Source organism: Synechococcus sp. HK05 (assembly GCF_019104765.1).
GTDB lineage: Bacteria > Cyanobacteriota > Cyanobacteriia > PCC-6307 > Cyanobiaceae > Vulcanococcus.
The window spans coordinates 319,123-339,039 of record NZ_JAHRXJ010000011.1 but is presented as its reverse complement, the minus strand read 5'-3'; the positions used below and the strand labels follow the sequence as shown (position 1 = coordinate 339,039).

24 protein-coding genes and 1 tRNA gene are annotated in these 19,917 nt (G+C 66.2%); 13 read left to right on the top strand and 12 right to left on the bottom strand.

Annotated elements, in window-relative coordinates:
* Nucleotides 1-5: 5 nt before the first annotated feature.
* Nucleotides 6-1,361 (bottom strand): glycosyltransferase family 2 protein, encoded by a 1,356-nt coding sequence (locus KUL97_RS11115; protein ID WP_217797033.1) that lies wholly within the window; start codon nt 1,359-1,361, stop codon nt 6-8.
* A 24-nt stretch (nt 1,362-1,385) separates the two neighbouring features.
* Nucleotides 1,386-2,897 carry a SpoIID/LytB domain-containing protein gene (locus tag KUL97_RS11110; protein ID WP_217797032.1) on the bottom strand — a complete coding sequence of 504 codons (1,512 nt, stop codon included), beginning with the start codon at nt 2,895-2,897 and terminating at the stop codon, nt 1,386-1,388.
* A gap of 93 nt (nt 2,898-2,990) precedes the next feature.
* On the opposite strand from KUL97_RS11110, the gene rpmI reads away from it, so the two are divergent.
* Genes rpmI through KUL97_RS11095 form a run of 3 tightly spaced genes read left to right on the top strand, consistent with a single transcriptional unit; the run spans nt 2,991 to nt 4,138 of the window.
* The gene (gene rpmI, locus KUL97_RS11105) at nt 2,991-3,188 is read left to right on the top strand and encodes a 50S ribosomal protein L35 (RefSeq protein WP_010312717.1); all 198 of its coding nucleotides are present in this window, start codon (nt 2,991-2,993) and stop codon (nt 3,186-3,188) included.
* A gap of 45 nt (nt 3,189-3,233) precedes the next feature.
* Nucleotides 3,234-3,581, top strand: a complete 348-nt coding sequence (gene rplT, locus KUL97_RS11100; protein ID WP_010312714.1) for a 50S ribosomal protein L20 — start codon at nt 3,234-3,236, stop codon at nt 3,579-3,581.
* Nucleotides 3,582-3,616: 35 nt separating this feature from the next.
* Nucleotides 3,617-4,138, top strand: coding sequence for a tetratricopeptide repeat protein (locus KUL97_RS11095; RefSeq protein WP_217797031.1), 522 nt, complete (start codon nt 3,617-3,619; stop codon nt 4,136-4,138).
* Nucleotides 4,139-4,163: 25 nt separating this feature from the next.
* Here KUL97_RS11095 and KUL97_RS11090 read toward each other — a convergent pair whose 3' ends face one another.
* Nucleotides 4,164-4,694, bottom strand: coding sequence for a hypothetical protein (locus KUL97_RS11090; protein WP_217797030.1), 531 nt, complete (start codon nt 4,692-4,694; stop codon nt 4,164-4,166).
* An 83-nt stretch (nt 4,695-4,777) separates the two neighbouring features.
* Here KUL97_RS11090 and KUL97_RS11085 point away from each other — a divergent pair, with 83 nt between their 5' ends.
* The 4 genes from KUL97_RS11085 (at nt 4,778) to KUL97_RS11070 (ending at nt 8,263) form a co-directional block, all read left to right on the top strand.
* On the top strand, nt 4,778-5,593 hold the full coding sequence (locus tag KUL97_RS11085) for a thiazole synthase (protein WP_368656146.1): 816 nt from the start codon (nt 4,778-4,780) through the stop codon (nt 5,591-5,593).
* 69 nt (nt 5,594-5,662) lie between these two features.
* Nucleotides 5,663-5,830: a photosystem II assembly protein Psb34 gene (locus KUL97_RS11080; protein WP_217797028.1), complete on the top strand. Its 168-nt coding sequence runs from the start codon at nt 5,663-5,665 to the stop codon at nt 5,828-5,830.
* 68 nt (nt 5,831-5,898) lie between these two features.
* Nucleotides 5,899-7,092 carry an NAD-dependent epimerase/dehydratase family protein gene (locus KUL97_RS11075; RefSeq protein ID WP_217797027.1) on the top strand — a complete coding sequence of 398 codons (1,194 nt, stop codon included), beginning with the start codon at nt 5,899-5,901 and terminating at the stop codon, nt 7,090-7,092.
* 19 nt (nt 7,093-7,111) lie between these two features.
* Nucleotides 7,112-8,263 (top strand): glycosyltransferase family 1 protein, encoded by a 1,152-nt coding sequence (locus KUL97_RS11070; RefSeq protein ID WP_217797026.1) that lies wholly within the window; start codon nt 7,112-7,114, stop codon nt 8,261-8,263.
* On the opposite strand, the gene mrdA is transcribed toward KUL97_RS11070, so the two are convergent.
* From mrdA to cbiD, 5 genes are all read right to left on the bottom strand, one after another.
* Nucleotides 8,264-10,054 carry a penicillin-binding protein 2 gene (mrdA, locus tag KUL97_RS11065; protein ID WP_217797025.1) on the bottom strand — a complete coding sequence of 597 codons (1,791 nt, stop codon included), beginning with the start codon at nt 10,052-10,054 and terminating at the stop codon, nt 8,264-8,266. It abuts the gene before it with no gap.
* 5 nt (nt 10,055-10,059) lie between these two features.
* On the bottom strand, nt 10,060-10,443 hold the full coding sequence (locus KUL97_RS11060; protein WP_217797024.1) for a hypothetical protein: 384 nt from the start codon (nt 10,441-10,443) through the stop codon (nt 10,060-10,062).
* 45 nt (nt 10,444-10,488) lie between these two features.
* Nucleotides 10,489-11,100 carry a hypothetical protein gene (locus KUL97_RS11055; RefSeq protein ID WP_217797023.1) on the bottom strand — a complete coding sequence of 204 codons (612 nt, stop codon included), beginning with the start codon at nt 11,098-11,100 and terminating at the stop codon, nt 10,489-10,491.
* 66 nt (nt 11,101-11,166) lie between these two features.
* Nucleotides 11,167-12,762, bottom strand: coding sequence for a glutamine-hydrolyzing GMP synthase (gene guaA / locus KUL97_RS11050; protein WP_217797022.1), 1,596 nt, complete (start codon nt 12,760-12,762; stop codon nt 11,167-11,169).
* Between the two features lie 34 nt (nt 12,763-12,796).
* Complete coding sequence (cbiD, locus tag KUL97_RS11045; RefSeq protein ID WP_217797021.1) at nt 12,797-13,945, bottom strand: cobalt-precorrin-5B (C(1))-methyltransferase CbiD; 1,149 nt, start codon at nt 13,943-13,945, stop codon at nt 12,797-12,799.
* 92 nt (nt 13,946-14,037) lie between these two features.
* Between cbiD and KUL97_RS11040 the strand changes: the two genes are divergently transcribed.
* The 3 genes from KUL97_RS11040 to KUL97_RS11030 all read left to right on the top strand — a co-directional run bounded on the left by KUL97_RS11040 (nt 14,038) and on the right by KUL97_RS11030 (nt 15,884).
* Nucleotides 14,038-15,189: an alanine--glyoxylate aminotransferase family protein gene (locus KUL97_RS11040; protein WP_217797020.1), complete on the top strand. Its 1,152-nt coding sequence runs from the start codon at nt 14,038-14,040 to the stop codon at nt 15,187-15,189.
* A 70-nt stretch (nt 15,190-15,259) separates the two neighbouring features.
* Nucleotides 15,260-15,721, top strand: coding sequence for a hypothetical protein (locus KUL97_RS11035; protein WP_217797019.1), 462 nt, complete (start codon nt 15,260-15,262; stop codon nt 15,719-15,721).
* Nucleotides 15,722-15,812: 91 nt separating this feature from the next.
* Nucleotides 15,813-15,884, top strand: a tRNA-Gly gene (locus KUL97_RS11030).
* 57 nt (nt 15,885-15,941) lie between these two features.
* On the opposite strand, the gene KUL97_RS11025 is transcribed toward KUL97_RS11030, so the two are convergent.
* The 3 genes from KUL97_RS11025 to KUL97_RS11015 form a co-directional block, all read right to left on the bottom strand.
* Nucleotides 15,942-16,151 carry a hypothetical protein gene (locus KUL97_RS11025; RefSeq protein WP_217797352.1) on the bottom strand — a complete coding sequence of 70 codons (210 nt, stop codon included), beginning with the start codon at nt 16,149-16,151 and terminating at the stop codon, nt 15,942-15,944.
* A 113-nt stretch (nt 16,152-16,264) separates the two neighbouring features.
* A complete protein-coding gene (locus tag KUL97_RS11020) occupies nt 16,265-16,489 on the bottom strand; it encodes a hypothetical protein (RefSeq protein WP_217797018.1) in 225 nt (74 codons plus the stop codon).
* Nucleotides 16,490-16,532: 43 nt separating this feature from the next.
* Complete coding sequence (locus KUL97_RS11015; protein ID WP_217797017.1) at nt 16,533-16,775, bottom strand: hypothetical protein; 243 nt, start codon at nt 16,773-16,775, stop codon at nt 16,533-16,535.
* Between the two features lie 74 nt (nt 16,776-16,849).
* On the opposite strand from KUL97_RS11015, the gene KUL97_RS11010 reads away from it, so the two are divergent.
* The 3 genes from KUL97_RS11010 to KUL97_RS11000 all read left to right on the top strand — a co-directional run bounded on the left by KUL97_RS11010 (nt 16,850) and on the right by KUL97_RS11000 (nt 18,302).
* Nucleotides 16,850-17,383, top strand: coding sequence for an AbrB family transcriptional regulator (locus KUL97_RS11010; RefSeq protein WP_303246134.1), 534 nt, complete (start codon nt 16,850-16,852; stop codon nt 17,381-17,383).
* A 135-nt stretch (nt 17,384-17,518) separates the two neighbouring features.
* Nucleotides 17,519-17,884 (top strand): DUF6554 family protein, encoded by a 366-nt coding sequence (locus tag KUL97_RS11005; RefSeq protein WP_254896484.1) that lies wholly within the window; start codon nt 17,519-17,521, stop codon nt 17,882-17,884.
* Nucleotides 17,885-17,897: 13 nt separating this feature from the next.
* A complete protein-coding gene (locus KUL97_RS11000; RefSeq protein ID WP_217797015.1) occupies nt 17,898-18,302 on the top strand; it encodes a hypothetical protein in 405 nt (134 codons plus the stop codon).
* On the opposite strand, the gene KUL97_RS10995 is transcribed toward KUL97_RS11000, so the two are convergent.
* Entirely contained in the window at nt 18,250-19,803 is a 1,554-nt protein-coding gene (locus KUL97_RS10995) for a DEAD/DEAH box helicase (protein ID WP_217797313.1), read from the bottom strand. The two genes, KUL97_RS11000 and KUL97_RS10995, sit on opposite strands and share 53 nt — an antisense overlap.
* Between the last annotated feature and the right edge of the window lie 114 nt (nt 19,804-19,917).

The following is a 19,917-nucleotide window of genomic DNA, read 5'->3' as shown; positions in this document are numbered from 1 at the left end:
GAGGGTCAGAGCACCTGGGTGGTGAGATCCGCCTCCTCGCTTCCCGGGGTCTGGTCGTGGCCGGCACCCACATGCAGGGTTTTGGCCCACACCAGCCGCTTCGGCAGCAGCGCCATCCGCAAGGTGGTGTAAGGGATCACCACGAACCAGTGGCCCAGATAGGCAATGCCCAGGGCGAGATTGAGGGGATGCATGCGAGGCAGCGCAGGCCCTTCATTGGTGCGCGAGCAGCCCACCAGGATGGCGCCGCCCGAGAGGCCGAAGGCCACAAACGACAGCGGCCACATCAACGGCGTGCTGCGGCTGAGCAGGCTCGTGGCCAGATCCGCCACAGCCATCACCGGCAAGGCGTACTGCAGCAGAAAAAAGCCGCTGAGATCGAGTTTGCGGGCCCCGCTCGTGGCCTCACCGGTGAGCGGGCCCCAGTAATCGAAGAAGCGCTGCAAACCACCCTCAGCCCAACGTTGGCGCTGGCGCCAGAGGCCCATCAGGCTGGTCACGGCCTCCTCCTGAATCGGCGGATCCCAGAGCAAGCCCACCGGCTGGCCTTGCACCAGCAGGCGAAAGCTGAGATCGAGATCGTCGGTGACCGTGGCTTCGTTGAAGCCATCACAGGCGAGCACGGCCTGGCGCTGCAACAGCTGGCCGTTGCCGCGCAACTCCACCACGCCACCGCTGTGCAACCGCCCCTGTTGAATCACCGCATCCAGGGCCATCTCCATGGCTTGGGCGCGGGTGAGCCAGTTCTGGTCGGCATTCACCACGGCTTTGCGCAGCTGCACAGCCGACCAACCGCCCGCCTCGGCGAACGCCACCAGACGCTGCAGGCCATCGGGCTGCAACTGGGCATCGGCATCGAGCACCAACAGCCAGCGGCCCTGCAATTGGGGCAACAAGGCATTCAGCGCGCCTGATTTCCCGCCGCCGGCATCGCGGCTGCGGCGCAGCACCTGCAACTGGGGGTAACGGCGTTGATAGGTCTCGAGCACCTCGGGGGTGCGGTCTTCGCTGCCGTCGTCGATCACCCAGAGGCGCAGCTGCTCAGGGGGATACTTCAGATCGGCGAGCCGTTCCACCAGGCGACCGATCACCGCCTCTTCATCGCGCGCCGCCACTACCAAATCCACGGCCGGCCAGGCCGCCGGATCCGGGCTCTCCACCACCGCACCCGCCCCGCGCCATCGGGGCAGAAACACGCTGCGCACCGCATAGGTGCCCAGGATCAAGGTGAGCGCCAGAGAGGGCCAGAGGCTCCGTGAGGCCGGCAGGGCGTGGGGCAACCCTCCGGCCAGACAACAACCGATCAGAAACAGCGAGGCCTGCAGTCGGCGGGCTCCTGTGGCTGTGCCCCCGGCGGCCATGGCATGTTCCAGGTCTGCCGAACTTTAGAGGGCTCCCCGATGGTCCTCTGCAGGCAGGGCCTGAATCGGCACCAGCTGCGCGCCGGGGTAATAGCGGCTGAGGATCTGCTCCACGCTCCAGCCGCGAGCCGCGAGATCGATGGCCCCCGCCTGCGACAAGCCAGCCCCATGGCCGAACCCACCGCCCACCACACTCCAGCGGCCGGTGCCGCTGGGGCTCAGCACAAACAAGGTGCTGGGCAACTGGCGGTAGGTGCGCCGGATGGCATCGCGCTCGAGCACCACCTGCCCCCCCGGCCCCTCGATCGCCAGACGCACCACCCGGCCGCTGGGACCCCGCTCCAGCACAACCGGTTTGAGGGGAGAGCCCAGGCTGGCAGCCCTGGCCCCCAGACCCTTGCGCAGGCTGGCCTGATCCAGCTGGCGCCGCCAGCGGAACAGGGGATGGGCGGCACCCACCACGCCGGATTGGCGAGCCAGCAGGGCGGCCACCTCTTGATGGTCGAGCGGAAGGGTTAAACCCGGGGGTGGCGCCGAGCGCCAATCGAGGGATGGCTCGAGGTAACGGAGCTCAGGCAGCGGCCAGGCCTCATCTTCATCGGCACTCACGCCGCCATTACTGGCGTGATAAACAGCATGAATGGGTTCGCCATTGAGGGCCAGCACCTGCCCCGTGGTGCGGCTCACCGCCTGACGCACCGCCGAGCCGGCCTGACGGGGATCGCTGTACACCTGGCATTGGGTGTCGGAGCAGAGGTGATAGCCGTCCACCGCAAAGCGATGCCGGTTGCGCAGGGCCCAGGTGCGCGCCAGCACGGCCTGGGCCGCCAGGGCCGCCGGCGGTGATCCCGCACCGATTTCATGGGGCACCACGCCCTGCAAGTAGCGCTCCAGCGGCACCTGCTCCACCAGGGTCCAGCTGCCGTAGGCATCGGCCTGCAAGCGGAACGGCCCGGCAAACACGCCGCCGTTGAAGCGGAGACCACCGGGTGCCTGAAGTTGCACGGGGCCCTGCAGGCTGCGCCAGCCCGAAGCGGTGTTGAGCTGCAGCACCCGCCGCTGCGTCAGCCGTTGCTGCACCTGCCGCACGGGATAGCCCTTTGGCCCGGCCAGATCTGCCGGGGCCCACACCTCCCACTCACGCGGATGTGCCACCTCCGCTGCCACACCAAGCGCGTTCCAGGCCAAGGCCGCCTGCTCGGCAGCCTCAAAACTGGCGAAGGGACCCAGCACACTGCGCCGGATCTCCAAGGGTTCCGGCAGAGGCTGCTGAACCCAGCGCAGCGACAGACGGCGCCCACTGACGCGTTCCCCCTGGGCATCGCGCAGCTGGAGGGGCGCCGAGGCCCCCTCCAGAAGCAGCGGCTGCGGCCCCAGATGGGCCGCCAACGACACCCAAAGCACCGGCTGCTGGCCTTGCACCGCAGGCGGCTTGGGCACCGGCAAGCGGGTGAACGATTCAGCCTCGGCCCCCTGGCAACCGGCCACCAGTAGCGCCAGCGACATCAGGGCTGTGAAGGCTCGGGGAGAGGCCATCGCATCGATGCTGGAGCTGCTCGACCCTAGGGGGAGTTGGCGGAAGGAACTCCCAGGTCGTACTCTCATCGTTTGTGCCCGAGCGCGTAGACAATGCCGAAGCTCAAGACCCGCAAAGCAGCCGCCAAGCGGTTCAAAGCCACCGGCAGCGGAAAGTTCATGCGCCGCCACGCTTTCCGCAACCACCTGCTCGACCACAAGAGCCCGAAGCGCAAGCGTTTCCTCGGCACCATGGCCGTGGTTGACGAGCGCGACGCGGACAACGTGCGCGCCATGCTCCCCTACAGCTGAATCGCCCGGCTGACCCGCTGTTTCACCGTTTTCTGAGAACCATCGATGGCACGCGTTAAGAGGGGCAATGTCGCCCGTAAGCGCCGCAACAAAATCCTGCGTTTGGCCCGCGGCTTCCGCGGCGGCAACGGCTCGCTGTTCCGCACCGCCAACCAGCGGGTGATGAAGGCCCTCTGCAACGCGTACCGCGATCGTCGCCGCCGCAAGCGCGACTTCCGCCGCCTGTGGATCGCTCGCATCAACGCTGCCGCTCGCCTGAATGGCCTGAGCTACAGCCGTTTGATTGGCGGCCTCAAGAAGGCTGATGTGCAGCTGAACCGCAAGATGCTCGCCCAGCTGGCTGTTGTGGATCCCGGCAGCTTCACCGCTGTGGTGGGTGCAGCCAAGAGCTGACCGCTAATCTCTGCGCTGCCTGATCAGGTTGGTTGATGGATTTTTCGCTTCCTCAGGCCTACCTGATCGGGTTGCTGGTGATTCTTGGCGCTGCCGCCGTGCTGGTGGCTCGCCAAATCCTGCGGGTCCGCCGCGACGAAGTGGCGTTGATCCGGCTGGAGCAATCCAGCAAAAGTGGTGAGCAAACCGCCGCCGATCTCTACGAACTGGCCTCCGTGCAGCTGCGCAAGCGGCTCTACGGCCAAGCCATCGACAATCTGAAGCTGGCCAGCAAGTGCTCGGCCGCTGAACCCCCCGAAGCCCAGGCGTTGATCGAAAACGCGCTGGGCTTTGCGCTGGCTGCCCAGAGCAACTACGGCGCAGCCATCAAGCACTACCGGGCCGCCCTACGCGCCAAGGCCGACTATCCGGTGGCTCTGAACAACCTCGCCTTCGCCCTCGAGAAGCAGCAAAAGCCCGAGGAAGCCAAGGAGAACTATCTGAAAGTGCTCGAGCTCGACAGCAGCAATGGCACAGCGAAAAAGCGGCTGAAGCGCCTGGAGCGCACTGCCGCCTGACGATCAGATCTGCCTGATCAAGGCCTCACCACAATCCGCGAATCGCGGGTGCAGCGCTGGCGCCCACCGGATTCAGCACCAGTTGACCACCCGGATTGGTGAGCCGGGGTGCCGACCATCCCGACAAGGTGAAGCCCTGCAGACCGAGGAAACGGCCACCGTCTTCGAGGCCCGCAGCGCTCACATCACCGAGCAGCAACAGATCGAGTTGATCCGAGCTGGCGTTGAGGTTGCCCTGCACCGGCAGGGTGGTGGAACCGACGGTCATCTGACCGCGTAAATCCACCATCTGCCCCATGGCCTGCACAGCCGACACATCCAGCTGCACGCTCACCGGGCTGCCACCGGCAAACGGCTGATACGTGCCGCTCCATTGCCTCGGCATGGTAGTGGCCAGATCCGCCGCGCGGGCCACCGGATCAAAGGTGCGCACCGGTGCCTGCTGACCGAAATTCTCCAACAGCGGGGTTGATACCGACGCGGGCTCCTGGAAGGGCACCGCACTGCCAACGGGCAGGGGCGTGGCAGCCAGCAGCAAGGGAATCACAACAGTCACGTGAAGTTGCCCAAGGGTAAGAGGGTCTGGGGCGATCGGTTAGGACCGCGCGGTACGTTCGCTGCATGGCCCCAAACGCTGCCGTGACCGCCACCAACAGCCAGCAGAACGACCCCCTGGTGATCGGCGGGCGCAGCTTCAACAGCCGCCTGATGACCGGCACCGGCAAATACCCGAGCATCCAGGCGATGCAGGCCAGCCTGGTGAGCAGCGCCTGCGACATTGTGACCGTGGCGGTGCGCCGCGTGCAGAGCCAGGCCGCCGGCCACGAAGGGCTGATGGAGGCGATCGACTGGCGGCGGATCTGGATGCTGCCCAACACCGCCGGCTGCGCCACCGCCGAGGAGGCGATCCGCGTGGCGCGGCTCGGGCGGGAGCTAGCGAAGCTGGCCGGGCAGGACGACAACACCTTCGTGAAGCTGGAGGTGATTCCCGACACCCGGCACCTCTTGCCCGATCCGATCGGCACCCTGGAGGCCGCGGAGCAGCTGGTGAAAGAGGGTTTCACCGTGCTGCCTTACATCAATGCCGACCCGCTGCTGGCCAAGCGACTCGAAGAGGCCGGCTGCGCCACGGTGATGCCCCTGGGCTCCCCGATCGGCTCCGGCCAGGGCATCCGCAACGCCGCCAACATCGCACTGATCATTGAAAACGCCACGGTGCCGGTGGTGGTGGATGCGGGGCTGGGGGTGCCCAGCGAAGCCGCTCAGGCGATGGAGATGGGCGCCGATGCCCTGCTGATCAACAGCGCCATTGCCATGGCCGGCGATCCGCCCGCCATGGCGCGCGCCATGGCCATGGCCTGCGAGGCGGGTCGCACCGCGTTCCATGCCGGCCGCCTGCCCATCCGCGCCGACGCCAATCCCAGCTCCCCCATCGCCGGCCGCGTGGGCACGTGAAGCTTCCGCACGGGTGCGAGGCAAATCTGGCCAACCTCCCTACTGTCGCCTCAACGACTCCCCACTGCGATGCAGGTCACCGAAGAGGACGGCGGCAGGCTCAATGCCTTCGCTAAAGAACCACGCATGGAGGTGATGGAGGTCGGCGAGACCAGCGCCGCCAACAGCAAGCTGCTGCTGATCGGCGGCGCCGTGCTGGTGCTGCTGCTGGTGGGCGTGGCCGCAGGGATCAGCTGAATCCCTGTAGTAGCTTGCCCTGACGGAGCGGTGGCCCGATCAGCCGCTCGCCAACCAGGAGTCCAGCGGTGAAGGTTTTCGTTCTCGGCGGTGACGGCTTCTGTGGCTGGCCCTGCGCCGTGAACCTGGCGGATCAGGGCCACGACGTGCTGATCGTCGACAACCTCAGCCGCCGCAAGATCGACGTCGATCTGGCCGTCGAGTCGTTGACCCCGATCGCGACCATGCCCGATCGTCTGCGGGCCTGGGAGCAGACCGGCGGCAAGCCGATGCGCTTTGTCCACATGGACATTGCCCACGAATATCAGCGCCTGCTGGATCTGTTGCTGGAAGAGCGCCCGGATTCGGTGGTGCACTTCGCCGAGCAGCGCGCTGCGCCCTATTCGATGAAGAGCAGCGCCACCAAGCGCTACACCGTTGATAACAACGTCAACGGCACCCACAACCTGCTGGCCGCCATCGTGGAGAGCGGCCTCGACATCCACGTGGTGCACCTGGGCACGATGGGTGTGTACGGCTACGGCTCCCACCGCGGCGCCACCATCCCCGAGGGCTACCTGAAGGTGGAGGTGCCCCAGCCGGATGGCTCCCGCTTCGAGGAAGAAATCCTGCACCCCGCCAGCCCGGGCAGCGTCTATCACATGACGAAGACGCTGGATCAGCTGCTCTTCCTCTACTACAACAAAAACGACAACGTGCGGATCACGGATCTGCACCAGGGCATCGTCTGGGGTACCAACACCGAAGCCACCGACCGCGACCCGCGCCTCACCAACCGCTTCGACTACGACGGTGACTACGGGACGGTGCTCAACCGCTTCTTGATGCAGGCCGCGATCGGCTACCCGCTCACTGTGCACGGCACCGGCGGACAGACCCGCGCCTTCATCCACATTCGCGATTCGGTTCGCTGCGTACAACTAGCCCTGGAGAACCCTCCCACCCGCGGTGAGCGGGTGAAGATCTTCAACCAGATGACTGAAAGTCATCAGGTGGGCGAACTAGCCAAGAAGGTGGCCGCCCTCACCGGCGCCGAGATCAACCACCTCCCCAACCCCCGAAACGAGGCGGTGGAGAACGATCTGATCGTGGACAACCGCTGCTTCATCGAGCTGGGCCTCAACCCCACCACCCTCGACGACGGCCTGCTCAAGGAAGTGGTGGAGATCGCCGGTCGCTACGCCGATCGCTGCGACCGCAGCCGCATCCCCTGCATTTCGGCCTGGACCAAGACCCAGGAAGCTGCCATCCAGGCGGCCTGATCCCACCCGGCCCTCTGCCTTGAAGATCGCCCTCTTCACCGAAACCTTCCTCCCCAAGGTGGATGGGATCGTCACCCGGCTCACCAAAACGGTGCAGCACCTGGTGGCGGCCGGCGATGAGGTGCTGATCGTCTGCCCGGAGGGCGCACCCGACACCTACATGGGCGCTCAGGTGCTGGGGGTGCCGGCCATGCCGCTACCCCTCTATCCCGAGCTGAAGCTGGCCCTACCGCGGCCGATGGTGTCGGATGCGCTGGAGGCCTTCAACCCGGATCTGGTGCATGTGGTGAACCCAGCCGTGCTGGGTTTGGGGGGAATCTGGATCGCCAAAACCAAGGGCTATCCCCTGGTGGCCAGCTACCACACCCATCTGCCCAAATACCTCGAGCACTACGGCCTCGGCATGCTCGAGCCGGTGCTGTGGGAGCTGCTCAAAGCCGCCCATAACCAGGCCCAGCTCAACCTCTGCACCTCGACCGCGATGGTGGCCGAGCTGAGCGAGAAGGGCATCCAGCACACCGCCCTCTGGCAGCGCGGTGTCGACACCGACCTGTTCCGCCCCGAGCTGCGCAGCGAAGCCATGCGCCAGCGCCTGCTGGGCGGCCGCAGCGACACCGGCAAGCTGCTGCTCTACATCGGGCGCCTATCGGCTGAGAAGCAGATCGAGCGGATTCGGCCCGTGCTCGATGCCCTGCCGGATGCGCGCCTGGCGCTGGTGGGTGATGGCCCTTACCGGCAGCAACTGGAAACGCTGTTTGCCGGCAGTGCCGCCACCTTCGTGGGGTATCTGGCCGGCGAAGAGCTGGCCAGCGCTTACGCCAGCGCCGATGCCTTCCTGTTCCCCAGCAGCACCGAAACCCTGGGGCTTGTACTGCTGGAAGCGATGGCCGCCGGCTGCCCGGTGGTGGGCGCCAACCGCGGCGGCATCCCCGACATCGTGACCGACGGCGTGAACGGCTGCCTCTACGAACCCGACGGGGTGGATGGGGGCGCCGGCAGCCTCACCGCTGCGGCCCTGCGCCTGCTGGGTGATCCCAGCCAACGGGAGCAACTGCGCCGCAACGCCCGCCAGGAAGCAGAGCGCTGGGGCTGGGCGGGAGCCACCGAGCAGCTGCGCCGCTACTACCGCCAAGTGCTCAGCAGCACGCCAAACCCTGCCCTGGTGGGCTGATCAGCTCTTGCGCAGCTGATTCCACACCTCGAGCACCTTGCGCGCCATCGGCAGGGCATGCACGGAACCGCCGCCCGGGGTGTTCTGCGCAAACGCCACCACCACGATCTGGCCGTTGGGATACGGCGCATAACAAGCAAACCAGGCGTGATCCGGGCCACCGGTGCTGTCTTCGGCGGTACCGGTCTTGCCTGCCACGGGCGGCAGGTTGGGCACGTTCATGCCAGCCCCCGTGCCATCCGACACCACCTTGCGCAGTCCGCGGGCAATGGTGGCGAGGGTTGCGGGCTTGATGTTCACCTTGGTGCGGCGGGGAGGATCGGTCCAATCCAGCCCCTGATCCACCAGGTGGGGCGTGATCAGATAGCCACCATTGGCAAACACGGCATAGGCCCGGGCCAGCTGCAGCGGCGTGATCTGCACCACCGACTGCCCGATCGACATGCTGGCCATGTCTTCAGGGATCCAGGGCGTGCTTCCGGGTTTGGCCCAGCCGCGGCCCTGGGCCGCCCAGCGCTCATTCCCCACCAAACCGAGACTTTCCTCGTAGCCGATCTCGATGCCGGAGGGTTTGGTGAACCCCAGGCTCAAGGCCGCGTTGTGGAGGGCGATCGAACCCACACCCACACCGATTTGATAGAAGAACGTGTTGCTCGAGAAGCGCAACGCGTCCTCGTAGCCGATGGTGCCGAACCCGGCGCCGTTGTGATCCGGGAAGCAGTGGCCGCCGTAGGTGATGCAGCCCCGCGTCACCAGCTTGGTGTTGGGGAGAAACTTGCCGCTCTCCATCCCCGCCATGGCGGTCACCGCCTTCCAGGTGCTGCCCGGGTCGTAGGCGCTCATCGCTCGGCTGAGCAGCGGCTTCACCGGTGAATTGAACAGGGCGTCGTATTCCTTTTGGGTGGTAACGCTTTTCGAGAAGAAGTTGGGATCGAAGGTGGGGCGGCTGGCCAGAGCCAGGATCGCGCCATTGGCCGGGTTGAGCGCCACGATCGCACCGCCGGGCTTGTCTTTGAGCACCTCCTCAGCCGCCCGCTGCAGATCCAGATCGAGGGTGGTGTGCAGATCCTTGCCGGCCTTCGACGGCCGATCGCCCAGGATCCGCTGGATCTCACCCATGGCATTCACTTCCACCATCTGGCCGCCCCAGGCCCCGCGCAAATGCGACTCAAAGGCCGCCTCGAGGCCGATGCGGCCGATGCGATCGCGGATCTGATAGCCCTTTTTGGCCAGGCTCTTGTATTCCTGCTCGGTGATCGGCTGGGTGTAGCCGAGGGCATGGGCCCCCAGAGAGCCGTGCGGGTAGCTACGCAGCACATCGAGATCCACCTCGGCACCCTTGAGGCCTGAGCTCTGCTCGCGGAAGCGCAGCACCTGCTGGGGCGTGAGCTCGCTGGCCAGCTCGATCCGATAACGCTGGGCACCAGGCCCTTCACGCCGCTTCTGGTCCAACTGGGCTTCCGGAAGCCCCATCAGCTGGCTGAGCCGGCTCCGCAAGGCCGGCCAGCTCTGGTCGTTCACCTGCTTGGGCTGGAGGTAGAGGCTGTAGGTGAGCCGGCTCGACACCAGCACCTGGCCGTTGCGATCGAGAATGCGGCCGCGCACGGGGTTGCGCGCCAGCAGGCGAATGCGGTTTTCATCGGCTCGGGCCCGATTTTCCTGGCCGTGCAGCAACTGCAGCCAACCCAGCCGCAGCACCATCGCTGAAGCGAACAGCACCACCAGCCCCAGCAGGATCGCTGGCTGCTGCTGCATGCCTGTGTGGCGTTGCCCGCCCGAAGCCAGCGCCATCCCGCTCAGGCCTCCGGCTGCAGCCTCTGCTCCAGCTGCGTGAGCCGCGCAGCAATCCGGGCCAGGGCGTGCTGCAAGTCTTGGCGATCGCTGGCCTCAGCGGCCGGCGGGGCGCCGCTGGCGGGGTCATCGTCCTGCATATCGCGCACCTCCACCTTCATCACCGGGTTGCCCAGTCCTGGTTGCAGGCGGTCGAGGCTCTCGCGCACCTGACGAGCCGCGGGCTCACCCTCCTGGCGCAACTGCTCCAAAGGATCGGCCTGAGCACTGAAGGCCTCGATCACGTCGCGGGGACCACCGCGCCTGGCGCGTTCCACCACCGCCAGCCCCACCGGCAACACCTCCTGCATCAGGGTGAGGCGCAAGGCATCGAGGGGATCAGAAGCCATCAGAGCCGAAGCGGCGGCGCAGGTCGAACACCCAGTCTGGCGTGCTCAGCGCGGGCCCGACTCCACGGGGGGTTGCACGATCTGCTGACGACAGAACTGCTGGGATCCCCACCACCAACCGCCACCAACGGCCAGCACCAACAAGGCCGAAAACGGCAGCAGGGCCTGACGGGTGACAGGCAACAGCAACCATTCGCTCCAATCGCGCATCAGCCGCTCGCGATCGAAGCGGCGGCGCTCGCTGGCCTCCTGCTGCAGCCGGCGCTTCAGCGCTTTCGTCACCCAGCGCTCGAAGGCTCGTTTCTTGGTGACGGCCATCTTGCGCTCCACCTCGAGCAGCTGGCCGGGGTTGAGCTCCGGGTTGAAGGTGCTGATCAGCTCCAGGCTCTTGAGAAACATCTCAACGGCGCCGTCCTTGATCACCCGCTCCTCGTCGCTGAGCAGCTCCCAGTCGAGTTCGGGGTAGAAGCGCACACGATTAGCGCTCACCTGGTCTTCCGCCAGCTGGCCTGGCTCCCGCAGCCAACGGTCGGTGTTGGCGTCAAAGCGACGCCAGTACAGGAATGGGTTGAGATAAACAACCTTGCCGGCCAGCTGGATGCTGTCCTGCTGGAGGCGGCGCTGCAGCTGGAGGTCCTGCTGGGGGGCGGCGGTCAAGGCTCCTGAGCCGGGGCCCCGAGGGTAACGGAGCCGTCCGGCTGCGGCCAGCGGATCCGCCAGCGCTCACTCCCACTCGATCGTGCCGGGGGGCTTGCTGGTGATATCAAGCACCACGCGGTTCACCCCCTTCACCTCATTCACGATCCGGTTGGAGATGGTCTCCAGCAGGTCGTAAGGCAAGCGCGACCAATCGGCGGTCATGCCATCTTCACTCGACACGCAGCGCAGCACCACCGGGAAGGCATAGGTGCGCTTGTCACCCATCACCCCCACGCTGCGCACGGGCAACAGCACGGCAAAGGCCTGCCAGATCTCGTGATAGAGGCCAGCGGTCTTGATCTCTTCACGCACGATCAGATCGGCATCGCGCAGGATGTCGAGCTTGTCGTTGGTCACCTCGCCCAGGATGCGAATCGCCAGGCCGGGGCCCGGGAAGGGGTGACGGCCCACGATTTCCTCGGGCAGCCCGAGGGTGCGGCCCACTTTGCGCACCTCGTCTTTGAACAGCTTGCGCAGCGGCTCCACCAGCTTGAACTGGAGGTCTTTGGGGAGGCCGCCCACGTTGTGGTGGCTCTTGATCTTCACCGCCACCCGTTCACCCGTTTTGGGATCCACATTGGTGCCAGCGCTCTCGATCACATCGGGATAGAGCGTGCCCTGGGCGAGGTAATCGAAGGGCCCGAGGCGCTTGCTCTCCTCTTCAAACACCCGGATGAATTCTGTGCCAATCAATTTGCGCTTCTCTTCAGGATCGGTGACCCCTTCGAGCTTGTTGATGAAACGCTCGCACGCATTGATGTATTCCACATTGATGTGGAAGCGCTTGTCGAAAAACTCCACCAGAAACTCGGGCTCGCCTTTGCGCATGAAGCCCTGGTCGATGAACATGCACGTGAGCTGATCACCGATCGCCTTGTGCAGCAGGAAGGCGAGCGTGGAGGAATCCACACCGCCCGAAAGCGCCAGCAGCACGCGCTTGTCGCCCACTTGCCGGCGCACATCGGCCACCGCCTCATCAATGAAGGCAGCGGTGGTCCAGTCCGGTAGACAACCGCAGATGTGATAAACGAAGTTGCGCAGCATCGCCATGCCGCAAGTGGAGTGCACCACTTCGGGGTGGAACTGCACGCCATACAGCCGGCGGGCGTGATCAGCCACCGCCGCTTCGGGAGTGTTGTCGGTGTGGGCTAATCGCACAAAGCCATCCGGCAACCGCTCCACGGAGTCGCCATGGCTCATCCACATCGTGGAACCTTCATCCACGTTGGTGAGCAGATCGGTGGGGTCGTCCACGTAGAGCGGCGCCTTGCCGTATTCAGCGCGGCCAGCCGCCACCACCGAACCCCCCAGCTGCTGCACCATCAGCTGCATGCCGTAGCAAACACCCAGCACAGGAATCCCCAGATTCCAGATCTCGGGATCACACAACGGAGCGTGCTCGGCATACACCGAACTGGGGCCACCACTGAGAATGATCCCCTTGGGATTGATCGCCTTCAGCTCCTCCGCCGTGGTGCTGTATCCCATCACCAGGGAATACACCTCGGTTTCGCGCACGCGCCGGGCAATCAGCTCGGAATACTGAGAACCGAAATCCAGAATCACGATCGCTGGATGACGATCGGTTTCGCCGATGGCGGTGGGGGTCACGTTCGACATAGGGCGGCCAGCTGCTGCGGCCCGGGCAATCCCTTCACCCTAGATCTCGGGCCCTGAAGGCCTGCAGCAACTCGGCTCCGCAGGGCCCCTGGGCGCAGAGGCGCCGCGCGCGATCGAACAACACCGCCCCGATGCGTAGACCGCGCTGGCCGTGCCGGGCCACGTAGGCGGCACTGCGCTCCTCGATGGCAGCCGCCAGCTGCTGCTGCAGGGCCCGAGCCGCCGCTGCATCAGCCGCCGCCAGATCGCGCAGCGCCTCATCCACGCTGGCGGCCCGCGCCAGGCGCTGCAGCTGCTCCAGAGGCAACCCCAGCAGCGCCGCCTGGGTGGTGAGCACCTCCAAACGACCATCGGCCAGGTGGTGGTGGGTGTGGAAGATGCCGCCGGCGAGCTTGATCAACTTGCCCTGGTAGCCAAACAGCAGCAGGCGCTCCACCCCCTGCTCCGCCGCCGCCACCATCAGCGGGCCGATCCAGTTGCCGGCTTTCAGCAGCCAAGGGGCTGGCAAGCCGAGGCTGGGGGCCAGATCCAGCCCGTTTTCACCGATCACCAGCACCAGCTCGGTAGCGAGGGCGGGATCCGCGGCCCGGCGCACCAGTTCAGCGCGGGCGCGGGCCAGCTGATCGGGATCGGCGCTGCGCTGCACCGCCGCCTGCGTGCCGATCAGAGCCAAACCATCCACCACACCGAAGGCCTCATTGCTGGTGCGCTGCGCCAGCTGCCGCCCCCCAGGCAGGGTGATGCGCAGCCTCAGGCCACACCCATCCGGCAGCAGGGGCTGCAGGTTGCACGCGAGCAGCGCCCGCGCGAACGCCGAAAGACACAACGCAGCGCTGCCGGCCAACACCCCCACACCCTCACCGGCCTTCAGCTGCAACCACGCCTCGCCCGGCAGTAGCTCCGCCCAACGGGCCTCCACCCACACCGCCAGGCCACGGGTGAGATCCAGGCCGTCACCGGGCTCGCAGCGGCTGATCCCCAGGGCCCGATCCGGCCCCAGCAGAGCCGCGCCCTCAACAGCCACCGCCACCAGCGGCGGCTCGGGAGCATCGGCATCCGGCTGCAACTGCAGCAACACCTCGGGGGCGGCGGAGCTGGAGAGCGGCTCGCCGCGCAGGCGCTGCACCGCTGCCACGGCGGCAGCGGCCACCCACACCGGCAGGGTGTAGCCGGAACTAGTCATTGCAGCAGGCCGGAAGGCTGTTTTTTAAGGTGGTGGATTGCGCCGCATCGGGCAGCGCAGCCGCCTCCAGATTCGCCCCACCCGCTGTTTCCATGCAGGACAAGCTCACCCTCATGATCCCCGGCCCCACCCCGGTGCCGGAAACCGTCCTGCAAGCGATGGGTAAGCACCCCATCGGTCACCGCAGCGCCGACTTCCAGAAGATCGTGCGCCGCACCACAGAACAGCTGCAATGGCTGCATCAGACCAAGAACGATGTGTTGGTGATCACCGGCAGTGGCACCGCCGCCATGGAAGCCGGAATCATCAATGTGCTGAGCAAGGGCGACAAGGTGCTCTGCGGCGACAACGGCAAGTTTGGTGAGCGCTGGGTGAAGGTGGCCAAGGCCTACGGCCTGGATGTGCAGGTGATCAAGGCCGAGTGGGGCCAACCCCTCGATCCCGAAGCCTTCCGCAGTGCCCTCGAGGCCGACAGCGCCAAGGCGATCAAGGCCGTGATCCTCACCCACTCGGAAACCTCCACCGGGGTGATCAACGATCTGGAAACGATCGCCATGCACGTGAAGGCCCACGGCACCGCCCTCACCATCGCCGACTGCGTCACCAGCCTGGGGGCCTGCAGCGTGCCGATGGATGCCTGGGGCATCGATGTGATCGGCTCCGGCTCTCAGAAGGGCTACATGATGCCGCCAGGCCTGGCCTTCGTGGCCATGAGCGATCGCGCCTGGGCTGCCGCCGAGCGCTCCGATCTGCCGAAGTTCTATCTGGATCTGGCGAAGTACCGCAAATCGGCCCACGCCGACAGCAATCCCTTCACCCCGGCGATCAACCTCTACTTCGCCCTGGAAGCGGCGCTGGAGATGATGCAAGCCGAAGGCCTTGAGGCGATCTTCGCCCGCCATGCCCGCCACCGCGCCGCCGCCCAGGCCGGCATGAAGGCGATCGGCCTGCCCCTCTATGCGGCTGAGGGCTGCGGCAGCCCGGCCATCACCGCCGTGGCCCCGGATGGGATCGACGCTGAGAGCCTGCGCAAGAAGGTGAAGGAGCGCTTCGACATCCTGCTGGCCGGCGGCCAGGATCACCTCAAGGGCCACGTGTTCCGCATCGGCCACCTCGGCTTCGTTTGCGATCGCGACGTGCTCACCGCTGTGGCCGCCATCGAAGCGACCCTGCAGGAACTGGGCCTGCACAAAGGATCAGCCGGTGCTGGCGTCGCCGCCTGTGCGGCAGCCCTGGCCAGCTGACACAGGGGCTCATGGCTGCGGGCAAAGCATGCCGCCCTGCCTAGGGTCGGGGTGCATGCTTTGCCTCCCAATGCGCCGCTCTCTTGCCGTCGCAGCCGCCTGCCTGAGCCTGGCTCTGGTGGCGTGCTCCCCCGTGGAAAAGAAAAAGAAGAACAAGGTGGTGACTGAGCAACAGGCCACCGTGAATGTGTGCGACCAGCTGGCGAAAGTGGGCAGCGCCCTGGAAGCCAGCGCCGCCCTGACGCCCACCTCCACCGTGGGTGAGGCGGAGGCCGCCGGCAAACAATTGCGCACCGCCCTCAAGGGCCTGAAGCAGGCCGAGGTCACCCTGGAAGCCGCACGCCTGGAGGCATTCCAGAAGCAGGCGCAAGCCTTCAACAAAGAGCTGAAGAAGGTGTCGAAGGAGAAGCAGCTCACCCTCGAGGAAGCCGCCAAAACCCTCAAACCCCAGGCCGACAGCGTGGTGGCCGCCCACAAAGAGCTTCAGGCCGCTGTTGAGTGCACGGGCACAGCTCCAGCCGCAGCCAACTGATCCAGGAGCTGGTTGCTAAGGTTGGTCAGCCAAAGTTGCGGGCAATCGCAACACACTGGCCAACCAATCTGGAGCACGAGCTTCAGATTTTGCGGGTGTAATTCAGTGGTAGAATGTCAGCTTCCCAAGCTGAACGTCGCCGGTTCGAGCCCGGTCACCCGCTTCAAGGAAACCACTGAAAAACTTGGGCCAAGGCTGATGCCGAGATGCCCGATCGGGATCAATGACGTGGCTTGATCAGCTGCAGCACTTGAGGGCCAACACTGCCGGCGCGGCGTTCGCAATCCAGTGATTGCAGGATCAACCGCGCAGCGGTTTCTATCTCTCCGGAAGCAGCGGCTAGCTCCGCCGCTTCTGCATGGCTACCCGCCTCTTTCAACAGATCTTCGCGGCGAGCGGCCTGAGCCGGAGCCTGACGAGTCGCTTGCATGCGTCGACATTGGCGTGGATCGATGTTACCGGGCGTGGCACAAGTGCAGGCGCCACGCTCCAACCGATCACGGAATCAGAACACGGGCCAAGCGCCGCTGGGGCACTGGGCGCTCAGGTGCCGGGTTCTTCGCGGTTGCCCCCCAAGGCATCGATCTGATCACGCAGCTGGGCAACCCGAGGTTGATCGCCGCGCGTGATCGCGACCGCCAGGGCGAATTCCAGTTTTTCCAGCTGGTGGCCGCCCTCGGCGTAGCCACGGTTTTGGCAGGCGGGCGACGCCGGGGCCTTGCCAGAAGCGGTAACCGGAGCGGTGCGATGGCTGTTGGAGAAGGCCATGGTTCGCTTTCTTTCCATTGTGGCACCGCTGCCAAGACGTTGCTCAGGCTGCTTGGGCGTCGTCGTCCAGCAGGTTGCGGCAATCGGCCAAGAGGCTGGCCACGCGATCGAGGCGTAGCAGATCCTCCGGATCGGGCTCCGGTTCGGCCGCAACCCGATCGATCTGGAGCTCCAGTGCCGCCAAACGCTGCTCCAGCTTCACCAGCCGCTGGGAGAGGGCCGCCACGGTTTGTGCCAGATCCTCGGTGGATCGTGTGATCCGGAAGGACACCGATTCAGCGGCCATGCTGCTCAGACGAGAGGCTCCGATCACAACACACAACCCGACAGGCAGCCAGCAGACTTGATCCGTTCCCGCGGCTGGCTGCCATGAGTCCACCCCTGCAGCTGCTGGCGTATCTGGCGGCCGGCCTGGCGGGCGGGCTGCTCGCCCTGCGCACGGGGATACCCGCCGCACCCCTGGCGGGCGCCCTGCTGGGAGCTGGCCTCGTGAGCCTCAGCGGCCGACTGGACGCCGCCAGCTGGCCGAGCGGCACCCGAACCGCCTTGGAAATTGGGATCGGCACGGTGATCGGCACCAGCCTGAGCGCCACGGCCCTGGGCGAACTAAAGCAGCTGTGGAAACCGGCTGTGCTGATCACGGTGAGCTTGGTGGTGGCGGGATTGGTGGTGGGGGTGTGCTGCAGCCGGCTGTTGGGCCTCGACCCGCTGGTGGCTCTGTTGGGAGCAGCACCAGGAGGAATCAGCGGCATGAGCCTGGCCGGCGATGAACTGGGCGTGGGTGCACCGGTGGCGGTGCTGCATGCGGTGCGCCTGATCACCGTGTTGCTGGTGTTGCCCGTGATGCTGCGGCTGCTCCTGGCGAGTGGCATCACACCGCCGCCACCCGGCTGAACCATCCGCCAACCCCTGGATCAGGCCGCGGGCGCCCGATACCTTGGGCCCCACTGCCTGAACCGATTCATGCTGCGCTTCACACTCGCCAGGGTTGTGCCGGCACTGGCCATCACCTCGGCAACCGCCATGGGCATGGTGGGCGCACTGCCCGCCGCGCGAGCCGCCGACACCCCTTCGAGTGCAGCCGGCAAAGGTGCCCAGGTGTATTGCTTCATGCGCAATTCAGGCAACAACCATGAGGTGAGCTGGCTGGCGGCCTATGCGCTGATCAAGCGCCAGAGCGCCAGCCTGTTCAAAACCTCGCCGGAGCACGCGGCGGTGATGATCACGGAGGCTGTGGTGCAAAACCCGGGCTCCTTCCCCGACTGCGGCCGATACCTCGGTGATCTCTATGCGAGCGCAGCTCAGGAGCAGCAGCAGAAACAGCAGCAGCGCGAAGCCGCCAGCGGTAGCAGCAACGAGGGTGGAGCGACCCGCAGCGAGCGCTACGCCTATTAAGGCGATCAGCCGGGTGGGATCGGGTTCAGCTGCAGCCCTGGCCCTGGTGCTGCTGGGGGGCTGCATCAGCGCCCCAGGTGATCCCACCACCACCCTGCCGGGCGTGGGCGACTGTTTGCGGCAGGTGGAGATCAAGCGCCTGAAACGGGCGATCGAACGCTGTGATGGCGTGGTGGAGGCCCATCCGCAACAGCCCCAACCCCGCAACGAACGGGCGTTGCTCCACAGCCTGGCCGGCGATAACCAGACCGCCTGCCGCGACAGCCTGGAGGCTGAACGGCTGCTCAAACAATTGCCCAAAACAGAGCAGTCGGATCCGTTGTTGGTGGAGGAGATTCAGCTGCGGGCGCAGAGCTGCCGCACGCTCACCAACGCTCCAGGAGCTGGCGCACCAGCCCCGGCAGCGTCCGCCGGCTGAGCACCTGCTCGATCCGGGCCGCCTTGCTGGCGAGCAGGTCGTCGACCATCTGATCAGCCACGCCCAGTTGCAGCCAATGGCTGTGCAAGCTGCCCTGCATGCCGATGCGATGGCAACGATCTTCGGCCTGTTCAGCGTCGCCGGGCGTCCAAGGACGCTCCAACAGCACCACATGGCGGGCGCGGTGCAGGGTGAACCCGAGACCACCCACCCCAAAGGTGGCAATCAACAGGCTGGCCTCACCGGCCTGAAAGCGATCCACGATGGCCTGGCGTTCACTGGGCGGCTGCCGGCCCGTGAGCAGCACCCCCCCCAACCGGCTGTGCAACAACTCCGCGGCGGCCACAAAGGCGGTGAACACCACCACCGCCTCGCCCTGGCCCAGGAGACGCTGCACTAAGGCGCTGGCCGCCGGCAATTTGTAGTCCGCACTGATCTGGCGCAGGGCCGTGAACACCGCAAGCACCTCGGCGTCCCGGCGCACCAAGCCGGCCTCAGCGCGGCGGCGGTAGTCATCCACCTTGAGCTGAAGGCGGTGCTGAAAGCCTCGCCCTTCAGCCTCGCTGAGCTGCACGGGCACCAGCAGCCGCTGCTTGGGCGGCAGATCCAGGCAATCCTGCTTACGGCGATGCAGCACCAGCGGCCGGGTGAGCCGCTGCAATTCCTCGAGATGGGTAGCCCCCATGGCCTGCCACTGCCGCTTGCCGCCGCGCTCAAGCCAGTGACCCTGGCAGTAGCGCTCTTCAAAAGCGCGTTGATCCGCAGCCAGCGGATGACCAATGGCGGCCAACAACGGGAACAACTGCACCGGCCGGCCGTTTTTCATGGGCGTGCCGCTGAGCAGCCACACCGCCCGCACCCGCGGATGCCGGCTCAACCGCAGAAACGCCTGGGTGCGGCTGGCCTGCAGGTTCTGGGCGTAATGGGCCTCATCGGCAATCAGCACTGTGCCGGCTGGGGGCAGCCCATCCGGGAGGCGGGCCCAGCTGAGCAGCTCAAGCTGCAGCTGGAGCGCAGAGGCCTCCTGCAGCCAGTGGTGATGCAAGCCGGCCGGGGCCACCACCACGATGCAACAGTCGGCCGCCCGCACCATGGCTCGGGCTGCCGCCAAGGCCGTGAGCGTTTTGCCCAGCCCCATCGCATCGGCCAGCACGGCACCGCGACGGGCCAGGAGCCAACGCGCCGCGGCGCGTTGATGGGCGAACAACACCCGTCCATCGGGTAGAGGCTGCTGCAGCTCCGCAACCTCCACAAGCGTGCGATGGGGCGGCAGGGGCGGCAGGGGTTGCTCCAACCAGGCGAACCACTGCTGCAAAGCCGGATCCACAGCAAAACGGCCAGCGAAGCGTTCGCGCAGCACCGCCGCCGCCTCAAGGGGGAACTGCCAACAGCCACGGCGCGCCAGCCACTGCCCCCGGGGCCGCACCGCCCGCAACTGCGCTTGGGTGACCGCATCAAACGGCAGCTGCACCTCTATGCAACCAGAGGCCCCCAAACGGATCAGACAACGGGGCGGCGCTTGAGGAGGAGCAGGCAAGGGACACAGCGACGGCAACTGTCGTTGAGCACCAGCGGCGGCGCCACGACAGAGCCCCAGTGTCGCGCAGCGAATTGG